Origin of the sequence: Pseudomonas sp. SWRI51, assembly GCF_014268825.1 — a bacterium.
Taxonomy (GTDB): Bacteria; Pseudomonadota; Gammaproteobacteria; order Pseudomonadales; family Pseudomonadaceae; genus Aquipseudomonas; species Aquipseudomonas farsensis.
On sequence record NZ_JABWRG010000001.1, the window covers coordinates 26,495 to 42,065 of the forward strand.

The window sequence follows — 15,571 nt, forward strand, 5'->3', positions numbered from 1 at the left end:
CATGACCGAACCCGTGCAATTTCCCCTGGCCGCCGTGGTCGGGGCCGACGACCTCAAACTGGCACTGTGCCTGACCGCCATCGACCCTAAAATCGGTGGTGTGCTGATCGAAGGCCCACGCGGCATGGCCAAGAGCACCCTGGCCCGAGGCTTGGCTGACCTGCTCGGCGACGGGCCGTTCGTCACCTTGCCCTTGGGCGCCACCGAAGAGCGCCTGGTGGGCACGCTGGACCTCGATGCGGCCCTGGGACAGGGCCAGGCGAAGTTCTCGCCGGGGGTGCTGGCCCATGCCGATGGCGGGGTGCTTTACGTCGATGAAGTGAATCTGCTGCCCGACCCGCTGGTCGACCTGTTGCTGGACGTGGCGGCAAGTGGCACCAACCGTGTCGAGCGCGATGGTATTTCCCATCGCCACCCGGCGCGTTTCGTGCTGATCGGCACCATGAACCCAGAAGAAGGCGAGTTGCGCCCGCAGTTGCTCGACCGTTTCGGGCTGAATGTCGCACTGCAGGGTTTGCCGGCACCTGAAGCGCGCCAGCAGATCATCCGCCGCCGGCTGGCGTTCGACAGCGACCCGCACGCTTTCTGCGCCGAATGGGCAGCGCCCCAGGCGCAACTGCGCGAGCGCTGCCACGGCGCCCGGGAGCGCCTGGCCGCTATTGCACTGGATGACCAGGCCTTGGCTTGGATCACCGAGCGATGCTTTGCCGCAGGGGTCGACGGCTTGCGCGCCGACCTTGTCTGGCTGCGCGCCGCCCGTGCCCACGCCGCGTGGCGTGGCGCCGGGCACATTTGCGAAGAGGATGTCGAGGCGGTCGCCGAATTCGCCCTGCGCCATCGCCGCAACACCGACGCCCCGCAGGCGCAAAGCCAACAGCCGCCACCAGCAAGTGGCGGGCAGCCCGATCAACCCCAGCAAGGCGAAGGGCAGGGCAACTGGGGGGCCATGGCGCCACAGCCAGTGGCTACCGGCGCCCGGCGTGAGGTGCCGAACTGGGCAAAAAAGCCCTGAGCATCCGCCGCAGCCAAGCGCTGGATGCCAGACATCGCCCAGGCCGTGTGCAAGGTGCGCCCCGTGGGCGCGCCACGGCTTCCGGGCGCGGGCACATCGCCTGGCTGGCGACACTGCTCAAGGGGCGCCCACGCACACAGCGCGACCTGTGCTGGCAGCAGCGCCAGGCGCAGGCGCCGCAGTTGTGGCTGATTATCGTCGATGCCTCGGCTTCGACCCGCCGTCAGCACGCCTTGAGCCAGGCCAAAGGCCTGCTGGCCGGGGTGTTCGACCAGGCCTACCGGCAACGGGCGCGGCTGGCGCTGCTGACCGCAAGCGGCGACACACCGCGCTGGCAGCGCCATGGCCTGAAGGCGTCAGCTGCGTTGCAGCCGTGGCTTGATGGGTTGGGCGCAGGTGGCGGCACGCCGCTCTTGGCAGCGCTGGATGAGGCGCGAACCTGGCTGCAAACCAGGGCCAGGCGGCTGCCCCACGAAACCCAGCGCTGCCTGATCCTGACCGACGGTCGGCTGACGCCATGGGCTGGCTTGCAGCCTCTGCCCTGCGCCACCGTAGTGGTAGATATAGAGCGGGCCGCAGTGCGGGTCGGGCGGGCGCAGCAACTTGCCGAGCAACTTTGTGCCGAATACCGGCATATAGACCAGTTTCAGAAAGTTAACTAAGGCGGCCGGCTGCGACACAATGCCGCTACCGTAAAAGTTGCAGGCCAAGTTGCAACACGTGCGTGGCGGCCACGCACGTGTGGTGGCGGGTGTACTTACTTGGGCATCGACCACGGCTGCAGGTCGTAGCCTTTCTGGCACAGTTCGGCGCGCACTTCTTCGATCAGGCAGGCCCACTGCGCAGGGTCGGAATAGACCCGCGAGGAGACTTGCTTGGCGCCAATGCGGGTGCTGGTCCGGTCAATCACTGCCAGCGTCAGCTCACCGGTACCGTTGGGTGCATCCCAGGCAACGCACTGGAACGGTTCGAAGGCGTGGTCGGCAATCAGCAGGGCTTCGTTGACGCGCAACGGGGCATTCATGGCTCGGTCTCTCTATGGTCCCAAACAGCGAAAAGTAGTTTCCGCGATGTTGTTCCGGCATAGCGTACAGCGCGGGGTTATTCGTACTGATGCTCCAGGTCAGGGGTGAAGTCACATAACAACTGAAAATTTTAAGTTAAGGGTTTTTAACATTGCCGGTGCTGCGGCGTGTGACGCCGATATGCGATGAAAATTCGCGGCGAGTAAAACGGGCTGACCAACGGTAGTCGAGCGCGTCAAGTTAATTGCTACTGTTATTTCTGGCGTCGCAACTTACTGTTTATTCGAAAAAAAGCCGATTACCGGCGCCAAGGAACGGTCATGCTCGAGCCTGCTTCCCATCGCCGCCTGCTGATTGTCGACCCCTGCGAAGACTGCCACCGCCTGTTGCCTGGGTTGCGCGGTGTGGGCTGGGAGGTGCGCACCTGCACGCTGGATACCGCCCTTGAGCACCCGTGCGATGTTGGCTTGCTGCGCCTGCAGGCTTCGCACTTGCGTCACCCCGATGCGGTCAGGGACCTCATCCAGCGCAGCAAGACCGAGTGGATCGCCGTGCTAAGCGCTGAAGAACTGCGCATGCAAAATGTCGGTGACTTCGTTTGCGAGTGGTTTTTCGACTTTCACACGCTGCCCTTCGACGTCTCGCGGGTCCAGGTGACGCTGGGGCGCGCCTTCGGCATGGCGCGGCTGCGCGGCAAAGGTGCGGTGCGGGTGGATGAGCATGAGCACGAACTGCTCGGCGAAAGTCGGCCGATCCGCGAGTTGCGCAAGCTGTTGGGCAAGCTGGCGCCCACCGAGTCACCGGTGCTCATACGCGGGGAAAGCGGCACGGGTAAAGAGCTGGTGGCGCGCACGCTACATCGCCTGTCGCAGCGCCATGACCAGCCGTTTATCGCCATCAACTGCGGGGCAATCCCCGAGCACCTTATTCAATCCGAGTTGTTTGGCCATGAAAAAGGCGCCTTCACCGGTGCGCACCAGCGCAAGGTCGGGCGTATCGAGGCGGCCCATGGTGGCACGTTGTTTCTCGACGAGATCGGCGATCTTCCCCTCGAACTTCAAGCAAATCTGCTGCGCTTTCTTCAGGAAAAACACATCGAGCGCGTGGGGGGCAACCAGCCTATCCCGGTGGATGTGCGGGTGCTGGCGGCGACCCATGTCGACCTCGAAAAGGCTATCGGCCTTGGGCGCTTTCGCGAAGATTTGTACTACCGGCTCAACGTGCTGCAGGTCGTCACGGCACCGCTGCGTGACCGGCACGGCGACCTGTCGTTGCTGGCCAGCCATTTTGCCCATTTCTACAGCATTGAAACGGGGCGCCGGCCCCGCTCGTTCAGCGATGGCGCCCTGGCTGCCATGGGCCTGCACGACTGGCCGGGCAACGTGCGTGAGCTGGCCAACCGCGTGCGCCGTGGCCTGGTGCTGGCCGAGGGCCGGCAGATCGAAGCGCAAGACCTTGGCCTTCAGGACACTCAGGAGCAAGACCTGCCGCTGGGCACGCTGGAAGATTACAAGCACCGCGCCGAGCGCCAGGCGCTGTGCGATGTGCTGGATCGGCATAGCGACAACATGAGCATTGCGGCAAAAGTGCTGGGCATTTCAAGGCCCACCTTCTACCGCCTGCTACACAAGCACCAGATTCGCTGACGCTTACGTGCGCTCAAAGACCACGGCGATGCCTTGCCCGCCACCGATGCACATGGTGGCAAGGGCGTAGCGGCCCTGTATCCTTTGCAGCTCATGGATGGCCTTGGTGGCGATGATAGCGCCGGTAGCACCGACCGGGTGCCCCAACGAAATGCCCGAGCCGTTGGGGTTGACCTTGTCCGGGTCAAAATCCAATGCGCGGGCCACGGCGCAGGCCTGTGCGGCGAAGGCTTCATTGGACTCGATCACATCCAGGTCGGCGACCGTCAGGCCGGCCTTTTCCAACACCTTGCGCGTGGCCGGGATTGGCCCCAGGCCCATCAATGCGGGCTCCACGCCGGCGTGGGCGTACGCCACCAGGCGCGCCAGCGGTTTGAGGCCAAGGCGGCGCACGGCATCGCCCGTAGCCAGCACCAGGCCTGCGGCGCCGTCGTTGATGCTGCTGGCGTTGCCGGCGGTTACCGTGCCGTCTTTCTTGAATACGGCTTTCATGCCCGCCAATTGTTCGGTGGTAAGTTCCGCGCGCACGTTCTCATCAACGGCAAACTGCACGGAGCCTTTGCGGGTAGGGACCTCAATCGGCACGATCTGCCCGTTGAAGCGGCCTTCGGCTATCGCCCGGGCGGCCCGCTGCTGACTGGCCAGCGCGGTTTCGTCCTGCATCTGGCGGGTGATGCCGTGGCCTGCAGCGACGTTCTCGGCAGTGATGCCCATGTGAAAGTGCTCGAATGGGTCCTGCAACACACCGACCATATAATCGATACCTTGCAGGTCGCCCATGCGCGCGCCCCAGCGTGCCTGGGGCAGCAGATACGGGCTGCGGCTCATGGCTTCGGCGCCCGCCGCCAGGGCGATATCGCTATCACCCAGCAACAGCCCCTGGGCTGCCGAAACAATTGCTTGCAGCCCCGAGCCACACAAGCGGTTGACGTTGAATGCCGGGGTTTCTTTGGGGATGCCGGCCTTGATAGCCGCAACGCGGCCCAGGTAGGCGTCACGCGGTTCGGTGGGGATCACGTTGCCCATGACCAGATGGCCGATTTGTGCGGCATCCACCCCGGAGCGCTCGAGGGCGGCACGGGTGACTTGGGTGGCGAGGTCGGCCAGTGGCAGGTCTTTGAGTGACCCGCCGAAACTGCCGATGGCCGAACGTACTGCGCTGACGATGTAGATTTGCGTGCTGCTCATGGTTGCTCCTTGTGCGACGACGTAGCGGGGCGCCCTCTGCGAGGTACCAACGCTACCTGTGTGCAAGGAGTCTAGGCAAAGACCTGCAAAGCGCTGCTCGCTCAGCTCGCAGGTTTGGCTTCAGTGCGCGGGACATCAGCCTGGCGGTTGCCTTGCTCGGCCTGGCGCTTGGCGACGGCCTCTTGCGCCTGCTGGCGTTGCACGGCCCATTGGTCGCTGCGCTCGCGCAGGCGGTCGGCGCCGCCTTCGGCAAAGGCCGACGTCACGGTGGTTGTGGCCAGCAGGGCAAGGGCGATGGCGAGGGTTTTCATTGTTGCAGTCTCCAGTGGGTTAGGCAGGTGGCCAATGGCCGATTGCCACGCATGATGAAGACCGCAGATTTTGCCAACGTTAACGGTTTGGTCAGTTTTGCGCCGGCCAGGGTTTTCGCTCAGTTTGCCTGCACCAATACGCCGTCGCGGCCCAAATGGTAGCGCTGCAAGTCGCGGGCGAGGGTCAGGTTGCCGTGGTAGCCGGCCAGGGCTTCCTGGCGGATTTCCTCGATGCTGTTGCCGCGACCGGGCGCGCACTGGTAGCGGGCGCTGAAGTGGGTCAGCACCAGGTTTTTCACCGCTGCCTGCTCGGCGAAGAGCGCTACGGCCGCTGCGGTGCTGTGACCGAAACTGGTCTGGCTGCGGTCGATCACAGGCTGGGTGAAGGTGGCTTCGTGGACCAGCACGTCAACGCCCTGGGCAACACCTGCCAGCAGCTCGGGCCGGTCGTTGTCGCCGCAGACGATTACCCGCTGTGGAGCGCGTGTGGGCTGCAGGTAGGCAAGCGGATCGAGCTGGCGGCCCTGATGCTCTACCGCCTGGCCATGGGCCAGTTGCCCCCACAGTGGCCCGGCGGGAATGCCATCGGCTTTGAGCCGTTCGGTATCCAGCCGGGGGGAGGGGTCGCGCTCTTCGAAGACATACGCCCAGGAGCGTACCCGGTGCGAAAGCTCCACGGTGCACACGCTGATATTGCCGTTTTGCAGGCCGCTGAAGGTCTCCAACGTCTGTATTTGCAGTTCGAAGGGCAGGTAGGTCTCGCTTACGGCGAGGGTCTGTTGCACCCAGCCCTGCAAGGCCGCTGGCAGAACCAGCGTGAGCGGCTCGCTGCGCCCTGACATGCCGGCGCTGGCCAGCAGCCCAGGCAAGCCGAAGCAGTGATCGCCGTGCACATGGGTGATGAGAATGCCGCGCAGGTCGCGGACCGACAGCGGGCTGCGCAGCAACTGGTGCTGTGTGCCTTCGCCACAGTCGACCAGGTACCAACCGTGGCCGGCGGATTCGATGACGGCGGTCGCGCTGACGTTGCGGGCCTTGGTAGGCACCCCTGATGAGGTGCCCAGAAACTGCAGGTCCATGCCTGACTCCTTGCCTGAAGACTGTCCAGCCTCGCAGGGCGAGGCGCGCGGAGGCTAGCATGGTCGTCGGGGCGGGAACAGGGCCCCGTTGCGAGCCAGGCCAGCGCGGTCTGCGCAGGAGCGGTAGACCAGGAGTGCACGGGCAACGGACCTTAGAAGGTGTAAGCCACCCCAGCTTGTACAGTGCGCGGCTCGCCTGGGTAGACGTAGGCGTTGAACGCACCTTCGTCATACCCTTTATTGAACACGTTCTTTACATCCAGGTTCAGGCGCACGTGCTCGTTGACCTTGTAGAAGCTCAGCAGGTCAACAACGCTGTAGCGTTCCATGGTGTAGGTAGTCGCGGCCGTTTGCCCGGCGCGGTCATCCACGTACTTCACGCCCATGCCCAGGCCAAGGCCTTTGACCACGCCGTCTTGGAACTCGTAGGTGTTCAGCAGGCTGAAGGTGTTACGCGGAATATTGGCCAGGCGCGTACCTTTTTCCAGCACGTTGTCCTTGGTAACCATGGCATCGACATAGCCGTAGCCGCCGATCATGCGCCACTCGGGGGTGATATTGCCGGCGATGTTGATATCTAGGCCACGGCTGCGCACTTCGCCTGCCGCTACCTTGAAGGTGTTGGTGGGGTCGTTTGGATCGTTGGTCAGCACGTTTTCCTTGACGATGTGGTAGATCGCCGCATCGACCGTCAGTTGACGGTCGAGGGCTTCCCACTTCATGCCCAGCTCGTACGACTTGCCCTTTTCCGGGTCGAAGCCACCGCCTGCTTGCGGGGTACCGCTGTTGGGCTTGAAGGAACGTGCGGTGTTGGCGTAGACCGCGACGGTGTCGGTCAGATCGTAGATCAGGCCGAAGCGTGGGGTAACGGCGTTTTGGCCTTTGGTGAAGTCGCCCTTGTCATCGAGCTTGTTGACGTAGTCGTGCTCGAAGCGTTCCAGGCGTATACCCGCGAGCGCTTTCAGCCGTTCTGTCAAGGCTACCTGGTCCTGGATGAAGAACGCCCAGGTTTGCAGGTTTTCTTTATCCCAAGTGGTGGGGCGGGCATTCAGTGCGGGACGCGGCTGGCCCAGTACCGGGTTGTTGATGTCAATCAGGTACGGCGCGGTAGAGCGCAGGATGATCGAGTTGTAATCATAGTTCTCATACTCGACCCCGGTCAGCAGCGTGTGGGCAAAACCAGCGGTATCGAAGTGGCCGGTCAGGTTCAACTGCCAGTCGCGATCAGTCCACTCCAACTTGCGATAGTTGAAGTTACGACGCAGGGCCTGGCCATTGGGCGTAACGCCGTACGCTTCGACCGCATTGCCTTTGAGTGAGCCATCGAGAAACTGGAACCCGCCACCCAGCGTCCAGTCTTCATTGAGCAGATGCTCGAACCGCACTTGAGCCATGTTGTTGTCGTTATGCAGCAGGTTGTCGCTGCCTTTTTCCCAGGCGTTGGTGTCGCGCGAAGCGCTGGCTTTCTGTGTTGGGAAACGCGTCAAACCCCGATCCAACGGGTGGTTATTGCGCATGAAATCGCCTTCAAAGACGATCTTGGTGCTGTCGTTGACCTGCCAGCTGAGCACCGGCGCCACGTCGTAGCGCTCGGTCTGCACGTCATCGCGGAATGTCTCGCCACCTTCACCCAGCACGTTGAGGCGATACGCCAGGCTGCCGTCCTGGTTGAGCGGGCCGGTGGCATCGAGTGTGGCGCGGTGCATGCCTTGGTCAGTGAACTGGCTGCCAAGGGTGACCTTCTGCTCCGGCAGCGGCTGCTTGCTGACGATGTTGAAGGTGCCGCCCGGGTCGCCACGGCCATACAGGCTGGTGGCCGGGCCGCGGATCACTTCCAGGCGCTCGACGGTGTTGGCATCCGGGGCGTTGGGGTAGCCGCGGTTGATCGGGAAACCGTTGCGGTAGAACTCCCCGGTGGTGAAGCCGCGCACGGTGAAGGTGGTCAGGCCCTGGCCGCCGAAATTGTTGGCACGGCCCACACCGCCTGCGTAGTCCAGGCCATCCTGCAAACGGGTGGCGCTGGTGTCTTCCAGGACATCCTTGGGCACGACGCTGACCGACTGCGGTGTTTCATGCAAGGCCGTGTCGGTGCGCGTGGCGCTGGCCGAGCGGGTGGCGCGGTAGCCTTGTACCGGGCTGTCGGCGCGCTCGTAGTCGGCGTCGGCGTTGATGTTTACAGCTTCAAGCTGAATGCCTGCCGAGGTATCGACGGGGGTGGTTGCCGCCCAGGTGAGCATTGGGGCAGCGTGTAGCAGGCACAGCGAAACAATCCTGTAACGCATCGGTTCAGGTCCTGGAAGAAAGGTCACGGAGAGGGTGTAAACGCGGCGCGATATTATCTGGTAACAATTCCCATTACCAGATGTTTTGGCATACTGGATGCCGACTGTGACGGGCGTACCAGGTTGGTGCAGGTGTGCCTGGCGCAGCGCGTGTCGCTGCGCCAGGCAGGGGCGGGTCAGTGGCCGCCTTTCATGCGCCGGGCAATCAGGTAGATCACCAGCCCCGCAAGCGCTGCGCCAGCGCCGATGTAGCCGGTGCTGGTCCAGCCCAGGCCTGCGCTGATGGCCATGCCGCCAAACCACGGGCCTAGGGCGTTGGCCAGGTTGAACGCAGCGTGGTTGGAGGCAGCTGCCAGGCTTGGGGCTTCATGGGCGATGTCCATCAGGCGGATCTGCAGCGGTGCGGCCAGCGCGATCATGGTGCCGACCAGCGCTACTGCAGGCAGCAGCGTCCACAGCGAATGCGCGGCGAAGGAGAAGAACACCAGCACCGCCATCGACCACACCAGCACAATACCGACGGCGCGGAACTGCAGGCGGTCGAACAGCTTGCCGCCGACTATATTGCCAACGATGCCGCCAATGCCAAAAGCCGCCAGGCCGAAGGGAATCCACTGTGGCGAGGCCTTGGTCACCTGCAGCATGGTCGGCGCCAGGTAGCTGAACACACAGAACATGCCGGCAAACCCGATGGAGGCGATGGCCAGCGCCATCCACACCTGCGGCAGGGCAAAGGCGCGCAGCTCCTTGCGCGGGTCACTGCGAGGCTCATCGTGTGGCTGCGGCACATAGCGCCACACCAGGGCGATGGTGCACAGCGCGATGGTGGCCACCAGCACGAACGCCGAACGCCAGCCGAACCACTGCCCGAGTAGCGTGGCCACCGGATTGCCCAGCAACATCGCCAAGGTGAGCCCCATCATCACCCGCGCGACGGCCCCGGCGCGCTGGTTGCTGGCCACCATGCTCGATGCCACCACAGCGGCGATACCAAAATAAGCGCCATGGGGCAGGCCGCTGATGAAGCGGAACGCCACCAGCCCGCCGAACGACGGGGCGAAGGCGGTTGCCAGGTTGCCGATGGCGTACAGCGCCATCAGCAGCAGCAACATGTGCTTGCGCAGCAGCTTGGCGCCAAGAATCGCCAGCGCCGGCGCGCCGACCATCACCCCCAGTGCATAGGCACTGATGGCATGGCCCACCTGGGGTTCGGTCAGGTTCAGGTTGCTGGCAATATCGGGCATCAGGCCCATGATAGCGAACTCGCCGGTGCCGATGGCGAAGCTGCCAAGGGCCATGGCGGCTTCCATTTTCACGACGGTGGATTTGGCGGGGAGTTGCGGGGGAGATTGGGGGAGAGACATCTATATCCTTGCGAAACATGCTGAAACGTTTGATGCAGGATGATAGACAATTGCCGGCAGGGGCGTCGAGCTTGGTGATCCGAGGCTGGCACCGGGCGCGACCAGCTTGCTGGGTCCAAACCCACACAAATCCTTGTGGCAATCGGGCTTGCCCCGCGTTGGGCTGCGAAGCGGCCCTGGACCTTACCCATTTACGGTATTTGAGCGAATACCTAGGTGAGTTTCAGGGCTGCTTCGCAGCCCAACGCGGGGCAAGCCCGCTCGCCACAACAGCCCTATCTGATGGGGGCTCTGCGTTGAGCCGCTACGATGAGTCAGGCCACATCATGCAGCCCCGTGCAGCTCCTCCAGCAGGCTGCGCAGCGTGGCCTTGCCGCTGTCATCGAGCCCGAACACCGGCCGGCGTGGCTCGCCAACGGGGAGCCCGGTCAGCGCCAGCCCTGCCTTGATCGTTGCCGGCAAACCGCCCTTGAGAATGAAGTCCAGCAGCGGCAACTGCCGGTAGAACAGCGCCCGCGCCTGTTGCAGATCGCCGGCTGCAACCGCCTGGTAAAGGCTCAGGTTGAGCTCGGGAATCAGGTTTGCCGCTGCCGTGCACCAGCCGCTCGCCCCGGCAACGAAGGCTTCCAGCGCCAAAGGATTACAGCCGTTGTAGAACGGCACCTGGCCTTCGCCGAGCACCTGCAGTTTGTGCATGCGCTGAATATCGCCCGTGCTCTCCTTGACCATGGTGACGTTATCGACCTCGCCAACGATGCGCAGGATCAGCTCCACCGGCATGTCGGTGCCGCTGGTGGCGGGGTTGTTATAGAGCATGATCGGCAAATCGATAGCCGCGCCGATGCTGCGGTAGTGCTGGATAATTTCCGCCTCGCTCAGCTTCCAGTACGCGCACGGCAGCACCATGACTGCATCGGCCCTGTGCTGTTGGGCGTAGCGGGCGCGGCGCACGGCACCGGCGGTGGTGAGGTCGGACACACTGACGATGCTCGGCACGCGCTTGCCGATGCACTCAAGGCTGTGCCGGGCTACCTGCTGCCATTCGGTGTCGCTCAGGTAGGCACCTTCACCGGTGCTGCCCAATGGCGCGATGCTGTGCACGCCGCTTTCGATCAGGCGCTCGATGGACTGGCCCAGCGCTGGCAGGTCAAGCTGTTCGCCGCAAGGGCTGAACGGGGTAATGGTGTAGCCGATGATGCCGTGAAATGGGGTGGTCATGGGGTAACGCTCCGCAGGCAAGGCAAAAGAGGGGGTCAGGCAAGGCAGTCGGCATGCTTGCGCAAGGCCTGCCGGGCGTAATAGCTGAATGCTGCGCTATGGCGCTTTGGTCGGTCGATCCAGTTGTGGGCGTCGCGGCCAAGCTCAGGGGAAATCGGCTTGATGCTGCCAGCGGCCATGGCCAGCAATTGCAGGCGCGCGGCGCGTTCGATCAGTTGCGCGTAAACGCACGCTTGTTCAACGCTGGTCCCGGTCGACAACTGGCCGTGATGCGCGAGCAGAATCGCCCGTTTGTCGCCCAGTGCCGCGCTGATGATCTCACCTTCCTCATTGCCCACCGGCACGCCAGGCCAGGCTTGCAGGAATGCGCAATCCTCGTACAGCGGGCACAGGTCCATGTGCGATACCTGCAACGGCACTTCGAGCATGGACAACGCGGCAACGTGGGTGGGGTGGGTGTGGATGATGCAATTTACATCAGGCCGTGCCCGGTACACCCAGGTGTGAAAGCGATTGGCCGGGTTGGGCATGCCCTGGCCTTCGAGCACTTCGAGGTCTTCGTTGACCAATAGCAGGTTGGTGGCGGTAATCTCGTCGTAACCCAGGCCCAACTGCTGGGTATAGAACGTGCCTGGCTGCGGCCCGCGCGCACTGATCTGGCCGGCCAGGCCCGAGTCATGGCCGTTGTCGAACAGAATTCGGCAGGTCAGGGCCAGCTTTTCGCGCACGGTCCACGTATTATCCGCAAGCGCGCCTTGCATCTGCGTCAGTGCCGCTTGCACCAGCTGCGCTTTGCTGTGTGTCAGGGTATTGGCCATTGGGGGTTATCCTCGGTGGCGTGATGGTAGAGGTCATGGCCGGGCCGCCCTTCAGCTTTCGACGGTGGAGGGGCGGCCACTTCAATGACACACAAAACATTACATGACACAAAGTGTCATAAGCAAGTGCGTACGTCCGGGAAACCTGCTTTAAATGTCTATCCGACTGAAGTTGCTGCGTAAAAAACTGGGAGTCACCCTTGAGCTGCTGGCTGAAAAGTCCGGCATGACCAAGAGCTACCTGTCCAAGGTCGAGCGTGGCTTGAACACGCCGTCGATTGCGGCGGCGCTCAAGCTTGCGCGGGCGTTGAACGTCAATGTCGAAGAGCTGTTTGCAGACGAGGCCGAAGGCCAGGCACGCTACAGCCTGGTGCGTCAGGGCGAGCGGCAGGCGCTGGTAGGCAGCGGCGAGGGGCCGGGCTACGCGGTGCTGACCTCCCAGGTGGGCCAGCGCAGCTTGTTGCCGTTTCTCATTCAACCGCCTACCGAGTTCAGCGACCCGACGTTCAAGGAACACGAGGGCGAAGAATTCCTGTTCGTTCATGCAGGCCAGGTCGAAGTCGACTTCATGAGCGAACGGGTGTTGCTGCAAGCAGGTGACGCCTTGCACTTCAACGCCCAGACCCCGCACCGCCTGCGCTCGGTGGGCGAGCAGCAGGCGCAGTTGCTGGTAGTGGTGCAGGGCGGGGAAGGGTGAGGGCAGGGCGATGAGCGAGGTCTCGCGGTTCTGGCGCGATCCGGCATTACCCTTCGTCGAAGCCCGCTGCGTGGCCGACGGCCGACAGGTGTGCTACGCCGCGCACTCCCACGAGAGTTTTTCCCTCGGCATCATCACCGGTGGTCACAGCCGCTACCTCACCGGCGATGCCCAGCACGAGGTCGCCGCGGGCACCACGGTGCTGATGAACCCAGGCGTGGTGCATACCTGCAACCCTATCGCCGGGCAACCCTGGGCCTACCTGATGCTGTACGTCGACCTGCCTTGGCTACAGGCCCAGAGTTTCGCGCTGCCAAGCGCAACCTTGAGCACCTCGACTGCGTTGTATGGGCATTTGCTGGAGGTGTTCGCCGGGTTGTTCGATGAGCGTTCGCCGGCTGCGAAGCACGCCCTGTTGGTGGCACTGTTCGAGAGGCTGCCAGGGTTGCTGGGCAACACAGTGCCCGCCCGTGCACCGACGCATCCGCGACTGGAAATGGCTGCCGCGTTCATTCGTGCCCACCGGTCGGACGCCATTGACATCGACGCTATCTGCGCGGCGGTGGGCTTGTCACGCGGGTATCTGATCCGTGCCTTTGGCAAGCGCTTCGGGTTGACGCCCCACAGCTACCTGCTCGATCAGCGGGTGCAATATGCGCGCGCCCAATTGCGCCTTGGCCGGCCGATTGCCGAGGTGGCGCTTGAAGCAGGTTTTGCCGACCAGGCGCATCTGCAGCGAGCGTTCAAGCGGCACCTGGCGATGACTCCTGGGCACTACCGCGACGCCCAGAGCTAGGCGCAATTGCACAAATCCACCCGTGCCACCGCACTTTTTCAAGGTTTCGTGTTCTATCAAGCGTTGGGCTGCGCCGACCCCCGGCTGGGCCGCTGACATTTTCCGGTGCAGATGGCTGCAACACGACCCCCCATCCTCCCGCGTTGCCTGCTGCTTGCAGGTGTATTGCTGTGCCTCGCCGCCTGCACCCAGCAGCAGAGCCGCGACATGCTCAACCAGTTCGGCAAGGGCAAGCCTGACGAACTGTTCCAGACCAGCGTCGACCGCATGGCGACCCTGGCCATGCGCGACAACCTGCGTAGCCTGTACCTGTTGATGGACAAGCTCTACCTGCGCAACCCCAACCAGTGGAAACAGTCTGGCTACCTCGATGCCACCACCGCGGCGCGGCAGATCCGCATTGCCATCGAGCAGCGCCAGCCGTTGGCGCAACTGGGTGACCGGCGTGACCTGGCGGCGCTGAGCTACGCACTTGACCCGCAGTTCAAAGGCGACCGCGTCGGCGCCTTCATCTACGCCATCGGCAGCATGATCGTCACCGCCCACGGCGGGCGTACCGAGTTCTACATGACCGATACCATCGACCCGCTGTTCGTCAACAACGCTGCGCGCAATATCGAAAAAGCCACCTGGATGCTCAGCCAGCGCCAGGATGCCAACGGCGTACTGCTGCTGTTTTCCAACGAAATTTCCGAGCAGGGCAGCAACCTGAGTTTTGCCGTGGAGTTCGGCAAGATCGTCGCCCGCCTGGACCTGCTGGCGCAGATGCTCGACGAGCGCTACCGGCGCATCGGGCTCAACTATGCGCAGAGCCTGTTGCTGATGAACTTCCTGCCGGTGCAGTGAACGGGCCGCACGCGCGTCCCGTCACCGCACCGTGCATTCAGCCCTTGGCGGCCATCGCCGTGACTTCCACGCGCATGCCTGGGAAGGCCAGCGCGGCAACGCCCACTGCCGCGCGCACCGGCCAGGGCTTGCTGAAGAAGCGCTGGTAAACCTCGTTGAACACGGCGCGGTCGGCCATATCGGTCAGGTAGATGGTCAGGTGCAGCACGCGGCCCATGGAGCTGCCGGCGCGCTCCAGCGCATCTTTGAGTGCCTGCAGGGTGGCTTCGCACTGGGTGGTGATATCGCCCAGCTCCAGTTCACCATCGGCCCGGATCGGGATTTGCGTGGTGACCAGCACGCCGTTGTATTCAGCGACGTCCGAAGAGATGGAGCCGGCGTCAGAGTCTGGGGTGAAGATGATATCTGCGTTTGCCATGGGTGCTTCGCCTTGCAACGGAGGGAAAGCGGCCAAGCCTACTCCAGACGTTGCCCCAATTGCATCTTCACGCGCCCGCTCGGTCGTGCGGATTTGAAAAGGGCCGCGGCGACGGGCAAAATCGCGCCCCCAACCGGGCGCAAGCGCCGGGCTCGCTGTAGAACGAGGCAACCGTTGAACCAGAACACATTGTCCATGCGCCTTGAACGGGTCGCAGCGCACATCCCGGCCGGCGCACGGCTGGCTGACATCGGCTCGGACCACGGCTACTTGCCGGTGGCGCTGCTGCTGCGCGGGGCGATTGCGTCGGCGCTGGCCGGCGAGGTGGCCCTGACCCCGTACCATGCGGCCATGCGCAGCGTGCGCGACAACGGCCTTGAGCAACAGGCCACGGTGCGCTTGGCCAACGGGCTGGCGGCCATCGAACCGGGTGACGACATTACGGTTGTGAGCCTGTGCGGCATGGGCGGTGAGACCATTCGCGACATCCTCGACGCCGGCAAGGCGTACCTCAGCGGCCACGAGCGCCTGGTGCTGCAGCCCAATGGCGGCGAGCAACCGCTGCGTCAGTGGCTGATGGACAACGGCTACGGCATCGTCTGCGAAGAAGTGCTGCGGGAAAACCGCTTCGACTACGAAATCATCGTCGCCGAACCAGGCCAGGCGGCCGTCTACAGCCCGGAGCAGCTGTATTTCGGCCCCTGCCTGCTCGCGGCCCGTAGCCCGGCGTTTCTGTTCAAGTGGCAGCGCATGCTGCGCCAGAAGCAACAGACCCTGGCCAACTTTGGCCGTGCCCGCGAGGCGGTGGCGCAAGAGAAGATCGAAGATTTCCAGCGCCAGATCGAGTGGATCAGCGCGGTGCTTGCCTGAC

General features: G+C 63.6%; 16 protein-coding genes. 7 read left to right on the top strand and 9 right to left on the bottom strand.

Translation table 11 applies throughout. From position 1 onward, the window contains the following. Position 1 precedes the first annotated feature (1 nt). Both HU720_RS00130 and HU720_RS00135 read left to right on the top strand, forming a co-directional pair. The gene (locus HU720_RS00130; protein ID WP_186516180.1) at positions 2-1,012 is read left to right on the top strand and encodes an AAA family ATPase; all 1,011 of its coding nucleotides are present in this window, start codon (positions 2-4) and stop codon (positions 1,010-1,012) included. Between the two features lie 95 nt (positions 1,013-1,107). Next, entirely contained in the window at positions 1,108-1,674 is a 567-nt protein-coding gene (locus tag HU720_RS00135; protein ID WP_186516434.1) for a VWA domain-containing protein, read from the top strand. Positions 1,675-1,769: 95 nt separating this feature from the next. On the opposite strand, the gene HU720_RS00140 is transcribed toward HU720_RS00135, so the two are convergent. After that, the gene (locus tag HU720_RS00140) at positions 1,770-2,036 is read right to left on the bottom strand and encodes a hypothetical protein (RefSeq protein ID WP_186516182.1); all 267 of its coding nucleotides are present in this window, start codon (positions 2,034-2,036) and stop codon (positions 1,770-1,772) included. Between the two features lie 321 nt (positions 2,037-2,357). On the opposite strand from HU720_RS00140, the gene HU720_RS00145 reads away from it, so the two are divergent. Further along, complete coding sequence (locus HU720_RS00145; RefSeq protein ID WP_186516184.1) at positions 2,358-3,683, top strand: sigma-54 dependent transcriptional regulator; 1,326 nt, start codon at positions 2,358-2,360, stop codon at positions 3,681-3,683. A gap of 3 nt (positions 3,684-3,686) precedes the next feature. On the opposite strand, the gene HU720_RS00150 is transcribed toward HU720_RS00145, so the two are convergent. The 7 genes from HU720_RS00150 to HU720_RS00180 all read right to left on the bottom strand — a co-directional run bounded on the left by HU720_RS00150 (position 3,687) and on the right by HU720_RS00180 (position 11,943). Beyond that, positions 3,687-4,871 carry an acetyl-CoA C-acyltransferase family protein gene (locus tag HU720_RS00150; protein WP_186516186.1) on the bottom strand — a complete coding sequence of 395 codons (1,185 nt, stop codon included), beginning with the start codon at positions 4,869-4,871 and terminating at the stop codon, positions 3,687-3,689. A 101-nt stretch (positions 4,872-4,972) separates the two neighbouring features. Further along, complete coding sequence (locus HU720_RS00155; protein ID WP_186516188.1) at positions 4,973-5,182, bottom strand: hypothetical protein; 210 nt, start codon at positions 5,180-5,182, stop codon at positions 4,973-4,975. Positions 5,183-5,301: 119 nt separating this feature from the next. Next, the gene (locus HU720_RS00160; RefSeq protein ID WP_186516190.1) at positions 5,302-6,261 is read right to left on the bottom strand and encodes a ribonuclease Z; all 960 of its coding nucleotides are present in this window, start codon (positions 6,259-6,261) and stop codon (positions 5,302-5,304) included. 152 nt (positions 6,262-6,413) lie between these two features. Beyond that, positions 6,414-8,543, bottom strand: coding sequence for a TonB-dependent siderophore receptor (locus HU720_RS00165; RefSeq protein WP_186516198.1), 2,130 nt, complete (start codon positions 8,541-8,543; stop codon positions 6,414-6,416). A gap of 176 nt (positions 8,544-8,719) precedes the next feature. Continuing rightward, positions 8,720-9,907, bottom strand: coding sequence for an MFS transporter (locus HU720_RS00170; protein ID WP_186516199.1), 1,188 nt, complete (start codon positions 9,905-9,907; stop codon positions 8,720-8,722). Between the two features lie 324 nt (positions 9,908-10,231). Then, positions 10,232-11,125: a dihydrodipicolinate synthase family protein gene (locus HU720_RS00175; RefSeq protein WP_186516200.1), complete on the bottom strand. Its 894-nt coding sequence runs from the start codon at positions 11,123-11,125 to the stop codon at positions 10,232-10,234. Positions 11,126-11,160: 35 nt separating this feature from the next. Beyond that, positions 11,161-11,943, bottom strand: a complete 783-nt coding sequence (locus HU720_RS00180; protein WP_186516201.1) for an aldolase — start codon at positions 11,941-11,943, stop codon at positions 11,161-11,163. A gap of 154 nt (positions 11,944-12,097) precedes the next feature. On the opposite strand from HU720_RS00180, the gene HU720_RS00185 reads away from it, so the two are divergent. The 3 genes from HU720_RS00185 to HU720_RS00195 all read left to right on the top strand — a co-directional run bounded on the left by HU720_RS00185 (position 12,098) and on the right by HU720_RS00195 (position 14,282). Then, positions 12,098-12,640, top strand: coding sequence for an XRE family transcriptional regulator (locus tag HU720_RS00185; protein WP_186516202.1), 543 nt, complete (start codon positions 12,098-12,100; stop codon positions 12,638-12,640). A 10-nt stretch (positions 12,641-12,650) separates the two neighbouring features. Further along, positions 12,651-13,436, top strand: a complete 786-nt coding sequence (locus HU720_RS00190; protein WP_186516203.1) for an AraC family transcriptional regulator — start codon at positions 12,651-12,653, stop codon at positions 13,434-13,436. A 111-nt stretch (positions 13,437-13,547) separates the two neighbouring features. Then, positions 13,548-14,282: a hypothetical protein gene (locus tag HU720_RS00195; RefSeq protein WP_186516204.1), complete on the top strand. Its 735-nt coding sequence runs from the start codon at positions 13,548-13,550 to the stop codon at positions 14,280-14,282. 37 nt (positions 14,283-14,319) lie between these two features. On the opposite strand, the gene HU720_RS00200 is transcribed toward HU720_RS00195, so the two are convergent. Further along, positions 14,320-14,700 carry a RidA family protein gene (locus HU720_RS00200; protein WP_186516206.1) on the bottom strand — a complete coding sequence of 127 codons (381 nt, stop codon included), beginning with the start codon at positions 14,698-14,700 and terminating at the stop codon, positions 14,320-14,322. A gap of 174 nt (positions 14,701-14,874) precedes the next feature. Here HU720_RS00200 and HU720_RS00205 point away from each other — a divergent pair, with 174 nt between their 5' ends. Continuing rightward, positions 14,875-15,570 carry a tRNA (adenine(22)-N(1))-methyltransferase TrmK gene (locus HU720_RS00205; RefSeq protein ID WP_339599948.1) on the top strand — a complete coding sequence of 232 codons (696 nt, stop codon included), beginning with the start codon at positions 14,875-14,877 and terminating at the stop codon, positions 15,568-15,570. Position 15,571 lies beyond the last annotated feature (1 nt).